Consider the following 22259-nt stretch of genomic DNA (forward strand, 5'->3'; position numbering starts at 1 on the left):
CGGCTAGAGGATCGCTCGCGTGCCGCATCGCGCGGGCAGGCTCAGGATTTCGCCGCGCGCGCCCGTGCGCAACGTCGTCTGAACGAACGAATTGATCGACACGTAACGCGCGAAAAAGCGGTCCAGCACGCAGCCGAAGAGCCACGCGCTGCCGCCCTGAAACGCGAGGTCGTCGACGAGAACGTCGATCGCGAGGCCCCGCCCGAAAGCGATCGGGCCGGGCATCGGCAGGCGGCGCACCACAGGCTTCGCATCGACCGCGACGACGCCCGCCACCTGATTTCGGCCGGTGTGGTCGGCGGGCGCGACGTGCAGCATCAGCAGCGCGCGCAGCGCCGCCGCCGCTTCGCGCGGACCGTTGCAGAGCGACAGATAGTGCAGCGACAACTGGTCGATCAGACGCCACGTCCGCGCGGCATCGAGCGGCGCCGGCGCGGGCCGCGACGGGCCGCTCACGCAGGTCACGGCTGCGACCGGCGCGGCGATGTCGAGCGAGAAGTCGCTGCCTGGACCGCTTCGCGACATCATCAGCGGCAGATCGCGGTTGGTGCAAAGCGTGGCGAACGACAGTTGCCGCAGCGAGCCGCCATACGGCGCGGCGCGCGGATCGACGATCGACACATATGTTTCGCTGCCGACATAGTCCGTGCGCGCGCCGCTTTTTTGCCGCGCGGCCGGCACGAGGCGCGGCTCGCGCTCGGTGGTGAAGTACGCGGCGTCCGCGGGGCGGTCGGCGAGATAGTCCGCGTAGAGCGGATGGAAGGTCTGCTCGCTGTCGTCGTGCGCGCCGTAGCCGGACACGCCCGTGACCGAATGCACCTCGAAATCGAGCGGATGCGTGCGGTCGGGCACCACGTGAAACCGCGCGCTGGAATCGGTGACGAGCGCGCGATCCGCGTGTCGCGCGAAGAGATTGATGGCGGGCACGCAATCGAGCAGCACGTTTTCCTTCGTGACGATGCGTTCGAGCGTGGCATCGCCCGCGCCGAACAACAACGTGAGTTCGATCTCGCGCGCGGTGAAGCGGGGCAGCACGGTCGCGAGGCCTTCGATGCGCGCGAAGCGCAGGCGCTGCGGCAGCGCGAAATATTCGTGCAGCAGTCGATAACCCTGAAACGCATTCGGCGTGACCGGCAAGAGCGCTTCGTCGTCGGCGAATCCGGCGGGCGCGACCGCCTCGCCGGGCAGCACCGCGAGCGTGCGCGTCGGCCGTTCCGGCGTCGACACGACGATTGCCAGCGTGTGCCCCAGCACGAGCTCGTGGAGCCGGAATGCGATGTCGTCGCCGCCCGCGAAGTAGAGGCAAAGCGTATCGAGACGCAGCGCGTCGAACGACAAGCCTTCCGGCGTCGCGAGCCGGATGCGCAGCGCGCCCTTCACCTGCGTCGCGAGCGTGCGCGTCGCGGGCACGGTGGCGAGCGGCAGATCGGGCGTCTGGGCGAGATAGCGGGCGTCGGTCACCTCGACCGGCCAGAGCGTGAGCGCGGCGCCGGTGCGGAACTCGCATGGCGTCGTCTGCGCGGGCCCGCGCAACGAAAAGAGCGCGGTGTGACGCGGCACCGTGAAGCCATCGGCGAGATTGGGATTCGCGAGATCGGGCGAGAGACGCGCGATCAGCATCGAGGGCGTGGGGCACGCGGCCTGCGGCAGCACGACATGCGTGAGCTGCTGCGTGAAGCGCGGAAACTCTTCTTCGAGCTTCAGCTGAACGCGCGCCGCAAGAAACGCCGTGCCTTCGAGCAGCCGCTCGACATACGGATCGGCCACGTCGATGCCGTTCATGCCAAGACGCGCCGCGATCTTCGGGAACTGCTCGGCGAACTCCGCGCCCATCTCGCGCAGATGCGCGAGCTCGGTGTTGTAGTGACGCAAGAGGCGCGGGTCCATTTTTTTTCCGTATGCGATGTCAGTGCGGCAGTTCCATCACCGTGATGCCGCCTTCCTCCAGATCGATCTGCGTGCGCAGCGCGAATTCGAGCGGCACCGGCTGCGCCCACAACAGGCCGCGGATCACGAGCGCGATCTGGTTGTGCATGTCGAGCACGGAGCGGTCGAGGACCGGCTCGATTTCCAGCGTCGACGGATCGATGCGCGGCTCGAAACGCTCGATCGCCGTGCGGATCGCCTGTTCGAGCACGACGATATCGACCGTCGATGCGAAGCGTCCCGATAGGCACGGCAGGCCGTAGTTGAGCACCGACGCGAACGCATGCGCGAACTGGTCCTCGTCGATTTCTCCGCCGAGATTCGTCGTGTTGAAGAGCCAGGAGACGTCGCGCAGCACCGCCGCGCGCAGGCCGCGATGGGAGAGAAAGCGCTCGCCGGCGGGGTCGGTGCGCGACGCGGGATCGTCGTCGATCAGGCGATCGAGCAGCGTGGGCTGGAGGCGCTCGGCGTTCATCGACATGAGCGTTCAGCCAATGCGACGCGTGGACACGTCGAGCGCGAAGGTCACTTCCGCGCCGCGCGCGCCGCTTTCGGTTTGCGGCGCGCAGGTCATGGTGAGTTGCTGCGCCGACAGTTCGAAGATCTCGCACGGACGGCAAAAACGCGGACTCGTGAAAATCTGATAGTTGCGCAGATACGCCTGTTCGAGTTTCATCGACAGAAATTCGATCTGCACGCCGTGATCGGTGCCCGCCGACTTGAAGCAGCGGATATGCGCGAGCGCGAGCAGTTCCGCCTGCGCGCACAGCTTCGCGATAACGGGCGACGCCGAATCCACCGTGCGGATCACGCCGAGCGCGGCGACGCGCATGTCGCTCGCATTGAGCGCGGCGCTGTGCTGGACCGCGTCGTAGCCCTGCGCCCAGCGCCAGCCGTGAATCTGCATCGGCGTGTCCCAGTCGCCGCGCTTGCTCGCTTCGCCCTTCACGGGCGTGTTGCTGCGCCTGGGCACGATCTGCAGCAGCATGTCGTTGGACTCCGGCAGGGCGAGCAGATCGAACTGTCGCACCATGTCGGGCGAAAGGCAGTCGTGCGGGCGCGGCTCGCGCGGATCGGATGGCATCGCTTGGGTCCGGAGAATCGTTCGTCGAACATAAGACGGCGGCCGCCGCGCGATTTTGAAAATCGGCGGACTACGTTCGTTCTGACTGCAAGCGCGAACTCGCGCGGACGCGAAGCCGGACCACCACGGAGGACCACATGGCTACCATCGACTGCTATCTCAAGATTGACGGAATCGAAGGGGAATCGAAGCACAAAGGCGCGGAGAACCAGATCGAGGTGCAGTCCTTCGACTGGGACGTGACCAACGCGGGCAGTCCGGCGGTCGGCGGCGGCAGCGGACAGGGCAAGGCGAAGCCAGGCATGTTCACGTTCTCGCATTTCTACGACAAGGCCTCGCCCACGCTCGCGAAAAGCTGCGTCAGCGGCAAGCACCTCGCGAACGCGAAGCTCACCGTCAGCAAGTCGGGAGATGGCCAAAAGGAATTCCTGACCGTCACGATGAAGCAGGTGACCGTGACGCACGTCGGCTTAGGCGGCGGCATGGGCGGCGAATTGCACGAGAACGTCAGCCTGCTTTATGCGGACATCGAGTTCGAGTACAAGCCGCAGGACGACAAGGGCGCGCTAGGCGGCGCCGTCAAGTTCGGGTACGACGCCTGTACCACCGAAGTGCGCTGACCTTTGAGAGGCGGGTGCGCCGATGTCCACTACCGATGTCGCAACAGCGCCGCCGCTCGCAAGCGTGGAGACGCCGCTCGCAGACGAACTGCGTTTTCTGTCGCTGCGGGCGAGCGCGGAGCTCGGGCGCATGCCGCGCTGCGAACTCACGCTCGTGTCAAAGCGCGCGGATATCGACTTCAGCAGGATTCTCGGCAAACACGTGAAGGTCTCGCTGCGCGTGGATGGCGCCAAGCCGCGCGTGTTCGGCGGCTACGTGGTGAGCTTCCGGCAGACCGGCATGCGCGGACGCCTGTACGCGTATGAAGCGGCGGTGCGTCCGTGGCTGTGGCTGCTGACGCGGCGCAGCAACTGCCGCATCTTCCAGAACAAGACGGTCGAAGAGATCGTGAAGGCGATCTTCGCCGATCCGGTCTACAAGCAGCTCGAACTGGGCGAGATCAAGTGGAAGGCCAACTCGCGCGCGCATCGGCCGCGCGAGTATTGCGTGCAGTATCGCGAGTCGGATTTCAACTTCGTGAGCCGCCTGCTGGAAGACGAAGGCATCTACTACTGGTTTCAGGACAAGGACGGCCGCGAGTCGCTCGTTCTTACGGACACGCTTGCCGCGCATGAGAGCGTGGAAGGTTGCGAAGCGCTGCCGTACGGCGCGGTAATGAGCGCCGCGCCCGGCACCGAATACGTGAGCGAGTGGCGCGTGAATCACATGATAGAGACGCGGAACTGGATACTCACCGATTACGATTTCAAGCATCCGTCGCGGCCTTTGCAGAAACAGGCCGTCAAGCAGATGCCAGGCTTCGACGCGTTCGCCGGGCTCGAACACTTCGATTATCCCGGCGGTTATGTCGAGGCCGATCACGGCGAGAGCCGGGCGAAGTCGCGCGCGGACGAGGGATTCGTCGAGGCGAGCGTAACCGACGATCCCGCCATCAACTGGCATCAGGTCGATGCGCGCAGCAACTCGAAGAGCGTGCGCGCCGGCACGCTGCTGAAGCTCACGCGGCACCCGCGCGCGGATCAGAACGCGCAGTATCTCGTCACGCGCACGCTGTACGAGATCGATCTTGCCGATCACGAAGCCTTCGACGGCGCGCAGTCCAACCGCTGCGAGTGCTGGTTTTCCGCGATCGACGCGAAGCAGCCATTCACTCCCGCGCGCGTGACGCGCCGGCCCTTCGTGCAGGGGCCGCAGACGGCGGTCGTGGTCGGACCCGGCGGCGATGAGATCCATACGGACCAGTACGGGCGCGTAAAGGTGCAGTTCTTCTGGGACCGGCAAGGCAAGCGCGACGAGAACAGCTCGTGCTGGATTCGCGTGTCGCAGCCGTGGGCGGGAAAGGGCTTCGGCGCGGTCGCGATACCGCGCATGGGGCAGGAGGTGATCGTCGATTTTCTGGAAGGCGATCCGGACCGGCCCATCATTACCGGGCGTGTCTACAACGCCGAACAGATGCCGCCGTACGACCTGCCCGGCAACATGACGCAGTCGGGCATCAAGAGCCGCTCGAGCAAGGGCGGGAGCGCCGCCAACTGCAACGAGCTGCGCTTCGAGGACAAAAAGGGCGCGGAGCAGGTGCTGCTACATGCGGAGCGCAATCAGGATATCGAAGTCGAGAAGGATGAGACGCATTGGGTCGGTCATGATCGCAAGAAGAACATCGACCATGACGAGACGACCGTCGTAAAGCACGATCGCACGGAGACGGTGGGAAACAACGAGAAGATCGACGTGACGATGAACCGCACGGAGACGGTGGGCGTGAATGAGAGCATCACGATCGGGGCCAACCGGACCAAGACCGTGAAGGCGAGCGAGACCGCGACGGTGTATCTCCAGCGCACGCATAGCGTGGGTATCAACGAGACGATCACGGTGGGCGCGGCGCAGGAAGTGACGATCGGCGCGTTTCAGGCGGTGACCGTCGGGGCTTATCGGGCGGTGACGGTGGGGGCTTATCACACGGAGACCGTCGGGGCGAGTCAGACGGTGAGTGTCGGGTCGAAACAGAGCGTGAGCGTGGGTTCGGATCAGACCGTGAATGTCGGCGGGAAGCAGTCGACGACGGTCGGCGGGGACCGGGCGGTGAGTGTGAGCGGCAACAGAAAGATCGACGTCAAGGGCAACCAGACCACCAACGTCGCCAAGGACCGTTCCGTCGAAATCAAGGGCAAGGACTCGCTAAAGGTTGGCGCGACGCTCGTCGTCGAAGCGGCGGAGTCAATCACTTTCAAAACCGGAGACTCGACGATCACCATGAAAAAAGACGGCACCATCAGCGTAAAGGGCAAGACGATCACTATCGACGGGTCGAGCAAAATCGCGTCTACCGCGGCCAACATCAGTTCGGAAGCGACCGCGAAAAGCGTGACGAAGGGCGCGGCAGTCGAACTCGAGGCGTCGGGCATCAATACGATCAAGGGCAGCCTGGTCAAGATCAACTAGCGAAGGTCACGATGGAAACCAGCGTAGAACTCCGATTCTTGATGGCCGCGCTCGCGTGCTGGCGGTTCGCCGCGCTGTTAGCGACGACCGACGGGCCGGGCGGCATCCTGAGGCGCCTGCGGCGCGTGCTGCACGTCAATCTGCCGGGGCGGAGTGTGGCGTGCACGCGATGCGTCAGCGTGTGGGTCGCGGTCCCTTTCGCGTGGTTCGTCAGGGGCGATGTGATCGGCTTGATCGTCGCATGGCTCGCGCTCTGCGGTGTGACCGCGCTGATAGAGGAATGGTCCAGTCCGGCATTCGAATGGCGGGAGGTCAAAGGCGATGAGTTGCTGCAGCATGAAACGCGTCCTCGCGATGAATGACTGGCACCGTGTCGCCGTGCGCTACGGCGGCGGCCGGACGATTGCGGTGAAGGGACCCGTGACAGGCGTCGAGTACGTCGTGTCTGGCAGCCGTCGTGTCGTCTGGATGGATCCGCGGGACGCGCTCGTCCTCACGCGCGAGCGAACCTTCACGCTCGACGGCGCCGCCATGCAGGCATCGGCAAGGCTAGACGGTGAATCGGGAGCTTGATCATGGGAAAACCGGCGGCGAGGATCGGCGATACGACGAGCCACGGCTCGCCGCTGCTTGGCACCGGTTGCGCGACCGTACTGATCGGCGGGAAGCCAGCCTGGAGAATCGGCGACCAGCATACCTGTCCGATTCCCAACGCACCGCCGCCAGCGGGGCCGGGTACGCCGCACGGACCAGGGGTTACGACGCTCGTTCCGGATGGTGGCTCCGGCATGGTTTTGATCGGCGGCAAGCCTGCGGCGCGAATGGGTGACATCGTCATGGAAGCGGGAGCGCTCGTGCCGTTGCCTCCGCCCAACAACATCGTCTCGGGCGAGTTCACCGTGCTGATCGGCATGGGCGGCGGGGGCGGCGCGCCCCATTGCCCCGAGTGCTCGTAAGACCGGCTCGCACGGGAAAGGGCCACGACCATGTGCAACGTCGATCTTGTCACGGGTGAACTGGTGCGCGCAGCGACGGACCTCTCATTGACCGGGGCGATTCCCTTCGAGTTCACGCGCAGCTATTCGAGCGCGGCGCAGTCTTCGGGCGTGCTCGGGTACGGTTGGCGCACAACTGCCAGTTTATGTCTGCAGTGGGACGAGCAAGGCGCCGTCTTCTTTGATGAAGACGGCGAAGGAACGCGGCTCTCCTTCGCCGCCGGCGCGCGCAGGGCGTCAAACGACGCGGGGACCATCACGCTCGAACGGGAGAGCGGATCGCTGCTCCTGCTGCGCGGCGACCGGCGACGCTATTATTTCGAGAGCAAGCCCCGCATGCAAGGCTTGTCGTGCATCGAGTCGATAAGGGACAGCTACGATCGCGCGCTGCGGTTCCGATATGGACCGGCTGGGTTGCTACAGAGCGTGCACGATACGGTGGGACGCGAGGCGCGCTTCTTTTATGACGACGCGCAGCGCATCGTGGCAATTGGCCTCGGTACGAGTGCCGACGCCGGCAACGTCCCCATCGTCCGGCGCTACCGCTATGACGCTTTCGGCGATCTGGTCGCAGCGGAGGACGCGATCGGCCGGATCACGCGGTACGAATATCGTGATCATCTGATGACCCGTGAAGCCGGCCCCGACGGGCAGAGCTTCTACTGGATTTACGATGCATCCCGACGCTGCGTGCTGACGTGGCGCGAAGGCGGCATCCGACTGCGCCGCTTCCGCTTCGACGACCGGCGCGGCCGTATCGAAGTCAGCAATTCTTTAGGAGCGCGGACGCTGTACGAGCGCGACGAGGGCAATCGAATCATCAGTGTTACGGATCCGCTCGGGCGTGCGGTCACGCATACCTACGATTCGGCGGGACTGCTCCTTGCCACCACCGGCGGAGACGCGTCCGGGCGGGCCGTCAGCAGGTTCGATGCAGAAAACAACTGCCTCACGGTCGTCCAGGCCGACGGAACGAGCAGGCGTCACTATTTCAACGAGGCCAATCTGCCGGTGCGCATCGAGAACGATGACGGCGAGTTATGGATCAAGGAGTACAACGAGCGGCACCGGCTCGTCCGCAGTGTCGCGCCAGGCGGGCTCGAATGGCAATTTTTCTATGCGGAGCAGGGATATGTTCGCAAGGCCGTGAATCCGCAAGGCAACGTGATCTATCAGGACCGCACGCCGACGGCGGAGCGCATGCGTGATGAGATCGGCGTCCTCTATGTTCGCGAGTACGACGCGTTGGGACGCCTCGTCGCCGTGAGCAACCATGCGGGCCGTCGCACGGTGTTTCGTTACGACGCCGCGGGGCGGGTGACAGACATCGACTTCGCGGATGGGGCCACCAGCCACTGCGCGTACGACCTCAATGACAACATCGTCGCCATGACGGATCCGCTCGGTCGCACCGTGCGCCTCGAATACGACGCGGCCGGCGTCCCGGTGCGCGAAACGTTGTCTAACGGGGACTCCTTTCCCTTGCGTTACGACACGGAAGAGCAACTCGTCGGCTTCACGACACTCAACGGGGACAGCGCGGTTCTCTGGTACGACGTGGCGGGCCGCCTTACGGGTGTGTCGCTCGCCGACGGACGCACGGAGCACTATGCATACGACGACGCCGACCGCCTGATCGAGATCACGAGACCGTCAGGCATTCGAGTGCGTCTCGAATACGATGCGACCGGAGCGCTCACGAAGCGCCTGGCGAGCGATGGTACAGCCGTAACGTTCGGATATTCGAATGGGCTTCTGCAGTCCGCGGCCAAAGGTGATATTGAATTCTCCCGCAAGTTCGACGAACGTTCGCGGCTCAGCCAGGAGACGCAGAGCGCATGCGAGTTCGTCTTTAGCTATGACAAGGCTGACAACCTCACGTGCGTAAGCGCAAGCTTCGGCCGCTCGACGCGGTACGGCTACGACAGCCGGCGGCGTCTCGTGTCGATCGACGATTCGGCGCTCGGCGAATTTCGGTTCGAGTACGACGCGCTGGATCTTCTCAGACGCACGACGCTTCCCGGCGGCGCGCGCATCGACAACACGTTCGACGAAATGGACCGGCTCGTGCGTGTGACGGTGACCAATGCGGCCGGAATCGAGCGCCTCGTCATGCACTATGCGTACGATGCGGCCGACCGGTTGATCGGCGAAACCCGGGTTCACGGCGCAAGCACGCGGTCCACGCAGTATGAGTACGATCATCGCGACGAAGTGCTGAGCGTGCAGCGTGACGGCATTGAACAGGAACGCTATGCCTACGACGCGAATGGCAACCTCGTGTTCAGTTCGCGTTTCGGCGACGCCGTGATCGATCGGTGTGATCGGATGATCCGGTTAGGCGCCGCGGAATTCGACTATGACGGAAACGGCAATTTGGCGGAGCGCCGCGACGACGAAGGCGTGACGCGTTTCCAATTCGACGCGGAATATCATCTCACGCGCATCGTCGGCTCGGATGGCGGTGCGATCGACTACGCATATGACGCCATCGGCCGGCGTGTGCGAAAGCGCGTGGCCGGGCGCGAGACGCGTTACCACTGGAGTCACCAGACTGTCTACCGGGAGCAATGCGGCGAGGACGTGCTCGACTACTTGATCCTGCCCGAGGCATTCATTCCCCTCGCGTTCGCGCAGGATGGGCGGCGCAATTTCTGTGTTATGGGACAGAACGGGGCAGCGTGCGCGATGCTCGACGAATTGGGCAACCCCGTCTGGCTGAACGATGCGGACGTGTTCGGCAATGAGATGCCGGAGGCAGGCACGCCGCGCTGCCCGACCGGGTATCTCGGCCAGTACCGGGATTTCGACTCGGGGCTTCACTACAACTTCCAGCGGTACTACGATCCACGCATGGGGCGGTTCATCAGCATCGATCCGATTGGTTTCGATGGCGGCTTCAATCTTTACCGCTTCGTGCCGAACACACTGACGACCGTCGATCCGCTTGGGCTTTACGTTATCGAACTCTTCGAGCGGTGCGACTGGAACGCCGACCAGAAGAAGGATTTCCACGACAAGATCGCGCGGTACAACGCCGCGATCGACGACGCCAGGGAAGAAAACGGCAAGGGCATCATCGTCAAGAAGTGCGATCGACTCGCGAAGAATCTGCGCGAAGCATACGATAAGTGTCCGAACAAGCCGAAAGAGCCGAAAAACGGCTCGCCTGCGGATCAAGGCAAGGCCGTCGATTGCAAGGACGACATCGACCATATCGTCGATTGTCAGATGGGTGGCGCGCAATCCGGCGATGAGTTGTGCCACAACCTGGTGCCTGTCAATGCGAGCGTCAATCGCAGTATCGGATCACAGGTCAGGAATCAGTTGAAGGGTAAGAACTTCGCCGAAGGCTTGACCGAGGTGATTGCCTCGAAGCGCAAGTGCGAAAATGAATCGCCCCGTACCCCGGAGTGCAAGTAGACCGCCGGGCAACTTCAAGGAGGCTCGAATGGCCGACATACAAGAGATCGAAGAACTGGTGCAGCGTTTGCACCGTTGCTTCGAAGTGCATACCGCATCCGTCGGGATACCGTCGAGAAGCGTGCTGCATCCGCCCGCAGCCAAGGCGAAACTCGGCGCAGCCGATTCGCGCTTTCGTGCTTTCCCGCCGTCGTATCAATCGTTTCTTTCCCTTCACAACGGATGGGAAGGATTTGAAATGGTGTCTACGTTGATCGGCGTGGACGGCGAGCATACCGACAAGGCGCTCGTGGATATCGGCCAGACGATCGACACTTACAGGAAACGCTGGGCCGAAAGGTTCGGCTCGCCGACGGAAGCCAGTATCGCCGCGTTTGAAGCGGATGCCGATTTAGGTCGCAAGACCGAGCTCGATTCCGGCATATACCTGCCGAACATGCTGGTGTTCGGAACAGACTTCGCGGGCAAGCTTTACTACTTCTACCCACCGAGCCGCAATGACGTGGGCGAGATGACAGTGGTCACGCGCAATATCTACGGAAAGTTCATCCGCCAGGACGAAGACTTTCCTCATTTTCTCAAGGCCAGGATCGAAATCAGGGAACGCGCAGTGCAAAGCTAGTGCGGGCCAAAGGGGAACCGATCATGAATGACGAGACCTTCCGCGCGCTCATCGTCGCGTTGCGCGCGACGCTCGAAAAGGCGCGAACGAATAAGACCAATGCCGCCTGGCCGCCGCCTGCGAGCGACGCCGACATCGCCGCGATGGAGCAGCGCCTGCACGCACGCGTGAGCCCGTCGTATCGCCGCTTTCTGTCGATGCAGGACGGCTGGCCCGACTATGCATTCGGTTTCACCATCGTCGGCACCCGCGTCGCGGCGTTCGAAACGGCGATGAAGGATATAGCCCTGACCGTCGATTCCGAGCGGGACGCATGGATCGACAGCCATGGCGAGCCAACGTCCGAGGCGGTGATGCAGTACGAGCAGGCAGGGGACGAACTCAACCCCAACGAAGCGGACTGGTGCCCCTATGTTCCAGGCAAGATGCATATCGCTACGGACTTCAACGGAGGGCTGCTATTTCTCGATCCCGAACGGGCGGACGCGGATGGCGAGATGGAGGTCTTTCGCTGGTATGCCGACACGGGTACACAGGCGAGGTTCATATCGTTCGAGGCGATGCTCCACGCCGATTTGGCAGAACTCGGCGCAGCGGAGCAAAGCCGTACGTGTTCCGACTGAGATTCCAACACGTCAGAGAGGCCATGCCATGCAGCGAGACCATCAAGCAGATATCGAGAGAGCGCGTCGATCATGCAAGCCGTGACCGATCGTCTGGATCTGTCCGGACGCGACCTGCGCCATCGCAACCTGGCGCGTGCGCAATGGCGATGCGTCGATCTGCGTGACGCGGACCTCTCGTGCGCCGATCTCGAGCGAGTTGACGCCGAAGAAGCCGAGTTACGCAACGCGCTACTGATCGACGCGCGGCTGGACAATGCCTGTTTCGTCCATGCCGTTTTCGACAATGCGGTGATGCATGGATGCATCGCGCGCGGTGCCGATTTCTCGTATGCCAGTCTGAACGAGTGCGACCTGGCACGTGGCGACTTTCACGGCGCGCGCTTCTCGGACGCACGCTTGAACAATGCAGACCTGGAAGCCGCGAACCTTGGAGGATGCGACTTGCGCAACTGCGTTCTCGAAGGCGTCAATCTTTCCTTCGCTCAACTGGTCGACGCGAACCTGCAGGGCGCGGACCTGACGGGCGCCAATCTTACGAGCGCCAACCTTTGCGGGGCAAAGCTGGACGATGCGAATCTGTCCCACGCGAATCTGACGAAGGCGATCGCAAGCGGTGCAAGCTTCGAGCGTACGCGTCTCGACGCGTTGACTGCCACGCTGGCTGACCTGTCCTCATGCCGGTTTTCGCAAGCGAGTGCTTCTTACGCCAACCTCGACCGTGCGACTCTGCGCGGCAGTGTGCTTGAAGGCGTGGAGGCGTCCGATGCGTCATTCGAATTCGCCGATCTAAGGGAACTGATCATCGTCGATTGTCGCTTCGAGCGGACGAGCTTTGTCGGCAGCGCTTTCAAAAGCAGTACCGCCGAAGCAACCGCCTTCGATGCAGCCGACTTCTTCTGGAGCGAACTGGCCGCATTGACGCTGACGCGGTGCACCACTGCGGGCGCGCGCTTTCCCGAGCGCGTCGAGATCGCGTTCGCGCCGGCACACACGTCGACGCCCGGTTTAAGCGTCGTGCCGCTGTATCGCCGGCATTCGATCGATTGAAGCGGACATTGGCTTCGCCATGCAACTCGTCGCAATCGAAGGACCGGTCAAAGGACGCCGAATCAAGCTTGAACCAGGCATGCGACTCGAAGTCGGGCGCGCGACGGATGCGCCCTTCAGCGTGCCCGAAGATCCGCGCCTCTCGCGTCGGCATTTCGCTCTTATCCGGCAAAAAGACATATGCGGAATCTGGGATCTCGACAGCGCCAACGGCACATTCGTCGACGGCGACCGCGTTCAAACGGCAGACGCGATATTTCCCGTCCATGCAGGACAGCGTATCGAAGCGGGAGATTCGGTGTTCTCCATCGTCGACGACCGCGTTCCCGCGGAAGAAACTCACTGCGAGACGTCCGCGGCGTTGGGCGGGCCTGTTATTTCCGGCAGGAAGGGCGGCAAGGCGGACGGGTTCAGCGCTCCGATGTTGCGGCTGACGAACGAGACGCCCTTTCCGGCGGCAACGATGTTCTGGGAGCGTCCGCGAGGATTCACAAAACTGAGCGTGATCGTGAAGGCGACGTTCCTCATCGTGGAGAATGAGGAAGTGCGCATAGCGCCACGGCAAGGGTCCCTTCTCAGGACCGATCGACCTACGGAAGATCGCCGGCAGTCGCACTTGCGATTCGAATCCGATATGGTGCCGTTCAAGCCGCGAACGGACATCTTCGTGATTGGCCACGCTCATGCGCCCGCGCATATTCCCGTAGAGAGGCTGATCGCGCGACTCGAAGTGGGAACGCTGCGCCACTCCGTCGCCGTCTACGGCGATCGTCACTGGCTATTCGATCCAGCCGCGGGCATCACGCATCCCGTCATGACGCGGCCGCGTCCTTTCACCATGATGCCGCTCGGCTACGAGCGTTCGTTCGGCGGACTCGACAAAGGCGCGTCGCGCTACTGTGCCCGCAATCTGGCAGGGACGGGCTTCATCGGTAAATGCTCGCGAGAGAGCATCCACGGGGTTCGCCTTCCCAATCTGGAGCGCGTCGATCAACCCATCAGATCATGGGACGATCATCCGTTACCGGTCGGCTTCGGTGTCTACGGTCGTGGTTGGATGCCGAGGCTTGAATACGGCAACCGACTCGCATCCGAACTATCGAGCGACGGCATGGCGGATACTCCAGATGACACGAATCTGCTCTTTTTCAATGGTGCCGATCCGGAGCTTCAAATGCCCGGCTATTTGCGCGGTGACGAGTCGATCAGGCTGGTCAACCTTTCCGACGTGTCCGACTTGCGCTTCAGTCTCCGGCGCTCCGAGGTTCGCGTGAGCGTCTCACGCAGACTAGCAAATGAGTCCAGGGTCGGTGAGACGTGGGAGGTGGTGCCCAATCTGGACACACTCGTGATCGTTCCGGATGAGCGGCTGGTCCAGGCGGTGTTTCGCGCGGTGATCGACGTTTCGGCGTATGCCGAGCAGGATAGTTGCGAGATCGCGATTCTGGCGCGGTAGATGAGGGACTCGGCATCGTGAACAATGAGATTGACCCTCCACCATGGAAGCTCACGCAACCATAGTCGTTCCGGGTACGATTGCTGTTCCTGAGCGAGGGTGATGCAGGACGACATCCCGCTGCACCCGACTGGTCACCTAGCGACCACGAGCCAGGCGCCTCTCGGACGCATCACTCGCCTCTCGGACGCATCACCCGCCTCTCCGACGCCAGGCTCACGCTCGATCCCCTCGTCTTCTCGCTGCCCGTCGGCTACCGGTTCTGACACCGCACGGAATTCCGGTTTTCAAACCGGCTCAGTGCGCTTCGTTTTCTCGCCATGACCGGTCCGAAATAGCACGGACGGATGGCGTAGCATTCCTAACGTCTGTCGGGAGGACGTGCTGCGCCTATCACATATTCAATCGGTGCAAACGCCGTAAAACGCGTGCCTGCCCAATCGACGGGAGCTCGGCGATGACCAATATCGTGGTTCTTTCTGACGGTACCGGCAACAGTTCTGCCAAGGCGCAGCGCACTAACGTGTGGCGCATGTTCCAGGCGCTCGACCAGTCGGCCAGCGATCAGATCGCGTTCTACGACGACGGCGTCGGCACGTCGAGCAACAAGTATCTCGCGCTCGTCGGCGGTGCATTCGGCTACGGCCTCAAGCGCAACGTCATCGATCTCTATAAGTTCGTCTGCCGCAACTATCGGCCCGGCGACGACATCAGCGGGTTCGGCTTCAGCCGCGGCGCCTTCACGATCCGCGTGCTGGTCGGGCTGATCGATTCGGAAGGGTTGCTCGAGGCGACGTCCGAGGAGGACCTCGATCGCGACGCCCGCCGGGCTTATCGGCACTACCGGTCGGCTCGCTTCCCGTCGAAAAGTCCGATCGTCCGGGGCTTGCGGGCGCTGCGCGACGGCGTGCTGTGGGCGTCTGACCGCGTACAGCGGCGGCCGCACTATGCGCAGGTCGAGAAGCGCAGAAACATTCCGATCCGCTTCCTCGGCCTGTGGGACACCGTCTCCGCGTACGGCGTGCCGATCCTGCCGCTCAAACGCGCGATCGACGCGACCATCTGGCCGATGATGTTCGGGGATCTCAAGCTGTCGCCGCATGTGAAGCGCGCGTGCCACGCACTGTCGCTCGACGACGAACGCTCGACATTCCATCCGCTGCTGTGGGATGAAACCGACGAGCCGCAGATCGGCGCCGCCCACGGCCGAATCGAGCCGGGACGCATTACGCAGGCATGGTTCCCCGGCGTGCACTGCAATGTCGGCGGCGGCTATCCCGAGGATCAGCTTTCGCTCGTTTCCCTGCACTGGATTCTCACCGAGGCCATCGCGGTGGGCATTCGCGTGCTGCCGTCGGCGCTGGCCGATGTCGTCGCGAATCAGTCGCCGTTCGCGCGTATCTACGATTCGCGCAAGGGGCTCGCGGGCGGCTATCCGTACCTGCCGCGGCTGGCGTTGCCCTGCGTGGCAAAGGGCGGCAAGCCGGTCTGGCCGATCGTGCACTGGAGCGTGCCGGTGCGCGTCGCGTTCGGCACCGACCGTTACGCACCCGTCGCGCTGCCCGAGAGTTTTCAGGTGCTGAGGCCCGACGGCACGCTCGAACCGGTCCCGGCGAATCCGGGCGTCGCCGCGCCGCCACTGCTGCGCCCGGCGCAGGCCGCCGCGAAGCCCGCGAGCGAAGCGGCGCCGCGTCTCGACGAGAATCAGGCGGCGCTTCGCCAGGCGCTCGACGTGCTCGAGGAGCGCGACCCCGCCGCGATGGGCCTTGCCTGGGACACGGTGTTCTGGCGTCGCGGCGCCTATCTCGCGACGCTCGTCATTTCGGCGCTGCTGATTCTGTTTCCCTGGCTCACGGGCGGCATCGAATGGCTGGAAAAGTGGCATGGCGGCGCGTTGAGCGGTTCGGATCCTGCGCAATGGGAAGCGGACGTGCTCAATACGGCGCTGACCTTCATCAAAGGCATGTTGCCGTCGTGGAGTTCTCCGTGGACGAGCGCATTCGGCGCGCATTCCAGCGTCTTCGCGTTGACACTGCTCGTCTGGCTCGCCTCGCTGCAGTTCGGCGGCGTGCTACGAAAGCGCGTGCATGACCGTGCCTGGCTCGCGTGGCATCCGCAGCTTCGCACCACTTATCTCGACTGGCGCCGGCGGTCCGAGGCAGGCAGCCGCAACATGGTGCTGCTGGGCGGAGTGATGTTCGCATTGGCTGGGGCGTTCGCATGGAGCAAGTTGGGAAACGAGAGCACGACCATGGAACTGACCGCGGTCGCCGTCGTGCTATTCGCGCTCGCGTCCTGGCGGCAGATGCGCGTCCGACGGCTCGACAAAATTCACGGCGCCGTGCGCCGGCCCGAGGCTTCATCGAAGACGATGGCGCAGGCCATGAAAGGCGGTTTCGCGCTGAGCCTCGCGCGCAGGCTGCGCGAGAATGCCGCATTCTGTTACGTCTGCAAGAAGATCGAATGCGTGATCCTGCCAGGTGCCTGTCTGATGCTCGTGGGGCTGCTCGCCCTTGCCGTCGCGAATCGCGCGCTCTTCGACGGGCTGAGCGCGGTCGGCGAGGTGTGCAATTTCCAAAAGACCGTGGAGCCCGGAGCCGATCCCGGCAAGGCGACCGGCGCCGCGTTTCGCACGCGGGACCTGTGCTGGGACTCCGGCGTGACGCTCGAGAAGGACGCGCGCTATGAAATCGTGCTCGTGACCGACGGCGACTGGCTAGACCGCAGCGAACGGGCGGACGTGGGCGGTTTTCCGACGAACACGCTCGCCCACTTTGCCGGGGCAGCGCTCAAGCGCTGGTGGTTAGAAGACTGGTTCAAGCCGATTGCGCGAATCGGCGACAAAGGGCACGACGAGTATGTGCTCGAGCCGGAAGCGCCTTTTGCATCTTATCGATATGCGAACGATCATCGCGCGGGCGGTGTGATCGCGGCGAGCTCGAAGCCGCCGCTCTGCGATGTCAGCGGCTCGCATCTTGAACCGCTGGGAAAAAACCAGGCCGCGTGCGTCGTGAGTGGCGATCCGACGCCCGCCGGCCGTAAGATTCTCGTCTCGCAGATCACCGCGAAGACGCAAGGGCGGCTCTATCTATATGTCAACGATGCGGTCGCGCCGATCGCCTTCGATAAGCGCCGCTTCTACCGGAACAATCTCGGCTGCGCGCAGGTGATCGTCTCGCAGTTGATGGACGACCGCACGCGTCGACTCGTCGGACAGAGCTTGCCTTGTGCATCGGAGTTGGCCGCGGACGCTATCGTGCAGAACACGCCGGCGTCGCGGTAGCGCGCCACCGCGCGTCAGGCCGGCGTCTCGCACAGCGACAGCAACCGCCGCGCTTGCGCCACGAGCGCGCAGTCCTGCTCTTCGGCGAAGCGGGCCACGACGTCGCCGAGACACGCGCTCGCTTCGTCGCGGCGTCCGGCCGTACGCAACGCGTCGGCCATCTCCATCGTCGCGCGCAGTTCGAGCAGCCGCAGGTTCTGCGCGCGCGCCTCGCTCGCCGCCGCGCGCAGCAAATCGAGTGCAAGTTTCGGATCGGCGCCCGGGTCGGCTTTCTCGACGACGCCAGCCGCAAAGTCCAGATCGACGAGGCCGGTCCGCTGACCGGTGCGCAGGCTATCGGCGCGCGCGGCGGCGATGCACTGCCGCGCGTCGTCGTAGCGGCCGAGGTGCGCGAGCGCCTGCGCCCGCCACGCCTGCACGTAGGCGAGATCGTTGTGGCCGCCGTTGTTTGCGAGATGTTCGACCGCTTCCGTCAGTCGCGCGAGCGCGTTCGCGTACTGTCCTTCGGTCGCCGCCGCGACGCCCTCATACACCATCGCCCAGCCTTTCCAGAACGGCAGACGCTGCGTGTCGCACAGCTCGATGCAGCGGCGGCATAGCTCGCGCGCGGCGCCGATGTCGCCGGACTCGACGAACGGCCGGGCTCCGGCAGCCAGCGCCTGCGACAGCACGAACGGCTGCGCGAGCGCGTCGGCGTGATCGATCGCCATTCGCGCAAGCCACCGTGCCCGGCCGAAGCGCCCCGCCACCAGCTCGCAATAGCCCAGCCAGCAGCACGCGGTAACCTTGGCGTCGTTGAAGCGCCCGTAGCCGGTGGAGTGCGCGACGTCGTAAGTGTCGATCACGTACTGCAGGAGCTTGGCGCAGCGCTCGAACTGGGCTTGCTGATAGAGGATCGGGCCGACCGCCGCATACGCGACGATCTTGCTGTCGGTGTCCTGCGTATTCGAGGCAAGCTCGATCAGCCGTTCCGATGTCGCGACGCACTTCGGCGAGTCCGCGGCGGCGTAAGCGAAATTATTGATGCCGACGAGCGCCAGCACGCGCAGCCGCTCCTGCGTCACGCCGTCGAGCAGCGCTTCGGCGCGCGTCCACAGCGCAGCGCATTCCTGGCACGCGTAACCCTTGAGCGCCCAGTGGCACGCCGCGCCCATCACCAGGAGCGCGACCTCGCAGTCCGCGCGCCGCGCCGGATTCGACTGCGCAACGAGCGCGAGCCCGGAATCGACATGCGCGAGCGCCTCGCGATGCCGGTATCGCGCCATCGCGACCCGGGTCGCCGAGATCCATTGCGCGAGCGCGTCGTCGGTTATGCCGGCGCGCGTCAGATGCAGCGCAAGCAGCTCGGGGCTCGCCTTGCCGCGCTCCGGAAACACCTCCGCGAGCGCCTTCGCGATGCGCGCATGGATGCGCACGCGCTGGCTCTTCAACAGACTGTCGTAGGCGACATCGCCGACGAGCGCATGCTTGAAGCGGTAAACCGCGTCTGCGCCGCCTCCGCGCCGAAAGACCAGCCCGCTCGCTTCGAGCGATGCAAGCGCCTCCGCGAGCCTCGTACCGTCGACGGGCGCGATCGCGGCCAGCAGCGCATGGTCGAACTCGCGGCCGATGCACGCGCCGATCTGCGCGATCGTCTTGACCGGCGCGAGGTGGTCGAGCCGCGCCATCAGCGAGTCGTGCAGCGTAAACGGAATCGCGAGCGGCGCGGTGGGCCCGTTCGTCTCCCAGTGATCGCCGGCGTCGCGCAGCAGCCCGGCTTCGAGCACCGTCTGCGTCAGTTCCTCGACGAAGAGCGGAACGCCGTCGGCGCGTTCGAGGATCTGCTCCAGAACGTCGGGTGGCAGCGGCTTGACGGCGGTCAGCTCCGCCGCGATTTGCGCCCCCTGGCGCCTCGCGAGGCGGTTCAGATGCAGGAGCGTCACGTTGCCGTGCGCGGTCCACGCGGGCATGAATTCGGGGCGGCAGGTGATCAGCATCAGGATCGGCCAGTGCCGGATCCGGTCGATGAAGCGCGCGATCGTTTCGAGCGTGTCGGCGTCGGCCCACTGCGCATCCTCGAAAATGATGAGAAGCGGCTGTCCGCTCGACAGGCGGATAGGTTGTTCGACGAGCGCTTCGATGGTCACTTCGCGCAGCCGCTGCGGAGAATCCATGCGCGGCGGATAGCGGTCGGTCGGCAGCGAGAGCAGCGCGGCGAAGAGCGGCGCGGCTTCGTTTCGCTCGCCGGGTTCGAGACGAAGCGCCGCTTCCAGCTTGTCGAGGCGCACATCGGGCGAGTCCTGGCGCTGGAAGCCGCTCATTTCGGACAGATGCCCGATGATCGGGTGGAAAGACGACGTCGACTGGAACGGCGAGCATTGGTACAGCAGCGTGAGATGCTGCTCGCCGGCGAGCCGTTCGCGCAGAACGTGGGCAATGCGGCTCTTGCCGATGCCCGGCTCGCCCATGAGCAATACGGCCTGACCCTCGCCGTCGCGCGCGATCATCCAGCGCGAGACGAGCAGATCGACTTCGTGTTCACGGCCGACGAACGGCGTCGCGCGATTCGGGTGAAACGCGCTGTAGCGGCTTTCGCGGTGCGCGAGGCCCGCCACGCGCGAGAGATTGACCGGCGTGCTGATTCCCTTGAGTTCGTGCTCGCCGAGTTCTTCGAGCTCGAACGTGCCGCCGAGCAGGCGGCGCGTGCTCGGGGCAATGACGATTTCGTCGGGGCCCGCGTGTGCGCACAGGCGCGCGGCGAGATTGGGCGTCGCGCCGACGGCCGTATCGAAGGGCGACGATTCCTGGCCTTCGAGTTCGCCGACCACGACCGCGCCCGTTGCGACGCCGATATGCACACGCAACGGCGCGCTGGCGGAGAGCCGGCCGACTTCCGCGACGATGTCGAGCGCGGCGCGCACTGCGCGCTCGGCGGCATCCTCGCGCGCCTGCGGGAATCCGAAGTAAATGAGCACGCCGTCGCCGAGATATTGCGCGACGTGTCCCTCGTAACGTGCGACGACACGCGCGCAGGTGTCCTGATAAATGCGCATGACTTCGTGCAATTCTTCGGCGTCCAGGCGCTGCGCGAGTTCGGTCGAACCGGCGAGGTCGCAGAAAAGCACCGTGAGCTGACGCCGCTCCCCCGGCGGACGATTCGACCTTGAAGGCGCAGGCGCCGGTCGGGCGGCTTCCCGTCGCGGATGGGAGAGGGCGTCGAGCAGGCGGCGGCGGTGGCCGAGCAGCACGCCGAGTTCGGCGAGATCGCGATCGCTCAGAAGCGGCAACGTTTCCAGGTCCACGCCATTGGCCTCGAAAACCGTCGCGTAACGTTCGAGGCCAAGTTCGCCAAGCAAGGTCGAAAGCGAATCCATCACGCGACTCCTCTGTGCGAACGGGCGCGCGGGCCGTCGGCACGCTGCGACTCGCGCTTGCATCGGCGAGTCGATCCGAAAAGACGACCTGGCGCCAGCGCTCCGTCTGCCATATTAGATCATGGTGGATATGGACGCTTCCAACCAGTCATCCATGTGACGCGCGAAGTCGATTTGGGTAGGCGCAACAGCGAATGCCGCGGCGGACGATCGGTCACGCGAGCAGAAAGTTGAGTCGCGCTCTTTTGGCGTGTGACGTTTGCCGCGGTCGATGTTGTGAGGAAAGCTGAAACAACGGGCGTGGACGCGCGAGTCGGTATAGCATGCATCGCATGTACATACTGCTTATCGGACCCGCGGGCCTGTTTCGCGACGGCGTTGCGGCGCTCTTGCGCGCATTCGTACCCGATGCGGACGTGCAACGGTGCGACCGGCTGCCCGCGGAGTGGCCTGACGGCCGCAAGCCCGACTGCATCGTGATGGACGGCGACCGTCTGCGAGAGACGCGCGACGAGCTCGACGCCTTGCGCGGGCATGCACGCACCACGCCCGTGCTCGTGGTGCTCGGCGAGGCGAAGCGCGAGCATGTCGATGAGCTCGTCGCAGCGGGCGTCGCGGGATGCGTCGAGAAATCCGCGTCTGCAGAACTCCTTACCGGCGCGTTGAGTCTCGTGCTCGCGGGCGGCGTTTCGCTGCCGCGTTCGCTGCTCGCAGCAAGGCAGGACGCGCCGTCGACATTGTCGGCACGCGTGCCGGAGCCTAATCCGAACCTGCATCTGACGCCGCGCCAACTCGACGTGCTCGCGCTCCTCGCGCGCGGACGCTCCAACAAGGCGATCGCGCGGGAGCTGCATGTCACCGAAGCCACGGTCAAGACTCATCTGACGACAATCTTCAAGGCGCTCAATGTGTCGAGCCGTGGCGAGGCAAGCGCGGTCGCGGCGCGCATGGAAAAGATCCGCGACACGCAAGTCAGCCATGCGGTCAACGGCCATCTGCCGATCGCGCGGCTGCTCGGGAAGATGGAGCGCCAGCGCTTTCGCGCCGGCGAAGTGCTCTTTCGCAAGGGCGACCCGAGCGGCCAGATGTTCTACGTCGAATCGGGCGCCGTGCAGCTTTCGGAACTCGGCATCGAGTTAGGCGCGGGCGCGGTGCTCGGCGAGATTGGGCTCTTCACGCCTGAGCGCCGGCGCACGTCCACGGTGATTTGCAAGACCGATTGCGGAATGCGCACGGTTTCCGCCGACGAGGCCATTCGCCTGTACTATCAGGAGCCCGAATTCGCGCTCTATCTGGTGCAACTCATCGCGGGTCGCCTGCAAGCCGACAAGGAACGGCGGCCCTAAGCGTTTCGCAATCGGAAACATCGGCCGCGCGC

At 64.3% G+C, this 22259-nt stretch carries 16 protein-coding genes; 12 read left to right on the forward strand and 4 right to left on the reverse strand.

The annotated features are described in order from the left end of the window. Positions 1-3 precede the first annotated feature (3 nt). From tssF to HWX53_RS16595, 3 genes are read right to left on the reverse strand one after another with little or no spacing between them, the layout of a single operon-like run. Positions 4-1887, reverse strand: coding sequence for a type VI secretion system baseplate subunit TssF (gene tssF, locus HWX53_RS16585; protein WP_175942795.1), 1884 nt, complete (start codon positions 1885-1887; stop codon positions 4-6). A 19-nt stretch (positions 1888-1906) separates the two neighbouring features. Next, entirely contained in the window at positions 1907-2407 is a 501-nt protein-coding gene (gene tssE / locus HWX53_RS16590; protein ID WP_347879163.1) for a type VI secretion system baseplate subunit TssE, read from the reverse strand. A 6-nt stretch (positions 2408-2413) separates the two neighbouring features. Further along, the gene (locus HWX53_RS16595; RefSeq protein ID WP_175942797.1) at positions 2414-3010 is read right to left on the reverse strand and encodes a type VI secretion system tube protein Hcp; all 597 of its coding nucleotides are present in this window, start codon (positions 3008-3010) and stop codon (positions 2414-2416) included. Positions 3011-3147: 137 nt separating this feature from the next. Between HWX53_RS16595 and HWX53_RS16600 the strand changes: the two genes are divergently transcribed. The 11 genes from HWX53_RS16600 (at position 3148) to HWX53_RS16650 (ending at position 17528) form a co-directional block, all read left to right on the forward strand. After that, on the forward strand, positions 3148-3630 hold the full coding sequence (locus HWX53_RS16600) for a type VI secretion system tube protein Hcp (RefSeq protein ID WP_175942799.1): 483 nt from the start codon (positions 3148-3150) through the stop codon (positions 3628-3630). Between the two features lie 22 nt (positions 3631-3652). After that, a complete protein-coding gene (gene tssI / locus HWX53_RS16605) occupies positions 3653-6076 on the forward strand; it encodes a type VI secretion system tip protein TssI/VgrG (protein WP_175942801.1) in 2424 nt (807 codons plus the stop codon). An 11-nt stretch (positions 6077-6087) separates the two neighbouring features. Then, positions 6088-6438, forward strand: a complete 351-nt coding sequence (locus tag HWX53_RS16610; RefSeq protein ID WP_175942803.1) for a hypothetical protein — start codon at positions 6088-6090, stop codon at positions 6436-6438. Then, positions 6431-6649, forward strand: a complete 219-nt coding sequence (locus tag HWX53_RS16615) for a hypothetical protein (RefSeq protein ID WP_175942805.1) — start codon at positions 6431-6433, stop codon at positions 6647-6649. Before HWX53_RS16610 ends, HWX53_RS16615 begins: the two co-directional genes overlap by 8 nt. Positions 6650-6651: 2 nt before the next feature. Beyond that, entirely contained in the window at positions 6652-7032 is a 381-nt protein-coding gene (locus HWX53_RS16620) for a PAAR domain-containing protein (protein WP_175942807.1), read from the forward strand. A gap of 30 nt (positions 7033-7062) precedes the next feature. Then, complete coding sequence (locus tag HWX53_RS16625) at positions 7063-10494, forward strand: RHS repeat-associated core domain-containing protein (RefSeq protein WP_175942809.1); 3432 nt, start codon at positions 7063-7065, stop codon at positions 10492-10494. 28 nt (positions 10495-10522) lie between these two features. Further along, complete coding sequence (locus tag HWX53_RS16630; protein WP_175942811.1) at positions 10523-11116, forward strand: hypothetical protein; 594 nt, start codon at positions 10523-10525, stop codon at positions 11114-11116. After that, a complete protein-coding gene (locus tag HWX53_RS16635) occupies positions 11116-11739 on the forward strand; it encodes an SMI1/KNR4 family protein (protein ID WP_175942813.1) in 624 nt (207 codons plus the stop codon). The genes HWX53_RS16630 and HWX53_RS16635 overlap by 1 nt, the downstream gene beginning before the upstream one ends. Before the next feature lie 72 nt (positions 11740-11811). Then, entirely contained in the window at positions 11812-12789 is a 978-nt protein-coding gene (locus tag HWX53_RS16640) for a pentapeptide repeat-containing protein (protein ID WP_175942815.1), read from the forward strand. 19 nt (positions 12790-12808) lie between these two features. Continuing rightward, positions 12809-14245 carry a DUF2169 domain-containing protein gene (locus HWX53_RS16645; RefSeq protein ID WP_175942817.1) on the forward strand — a complete coding sequence of 479 codons (1437 nt, stop codon included), beginning with the start codon at positions 12809-12811 and terminating at the stop codon, positions 14243-14245. Positions 14246-14702: 457 nt separating this feature from the next. After that, on the forward strand, positions 14703-17528 hold the full coding sequence (locus HWX53_RS16650) for a DUF2235 domain-containing protein (RefSeq protein WP_175942820.1): 2826 nt from the start codon (positions 14703-14705) through the stop codon (positions 17526-17528). Between the two features lie 14 nt (positions 17529-17542). On the opposite strand, the gene HWX53_RS16655 is transcribed toward HWX53_RS16650, so the two are convergent. Further along, positions 17543-20881: an adenylate/guanylate cyclase domain-containing protein gene (locus HWX53_RS16655; protein WP_244140157.1), complete on the reverse strand. Its 3339-nt coding sequence runs from the start codon at positions 20879-20881 to the stop codon at positions 17543-17545. Positions 20882-21213: 332 nt separating this feature from the next. On the opposite strand from HWX53_RS16655, the gene HWX53_RS16660 reads away from it, so the two are divergent. Next, on the forward strand, positions 21214-22227 hold the full coding sequence (locus tag HWX53_RS16660; RefSeq protein ID WP_175942824.1) for a LuxR C-terminal-related transcriptional regulator: 1014 nt from the start codon (positions 21214-21216) through the stop codon (positions 22225-22227). The last annotated feature ends 32 nt before the right edge of the window (positions 22228-22259 follow it).

The sequence above is a fragment of the Caballeronia sp. BCC1704 genome (assembly GCF_902833455.1).
In the GTDB taxonomy this organism is placed as follows: domain Bacteria; phylum Pseudomonadota; class Gammaproteobacteria; order Burkholderiales; family Burkholderiaceae; genus Caballeronia.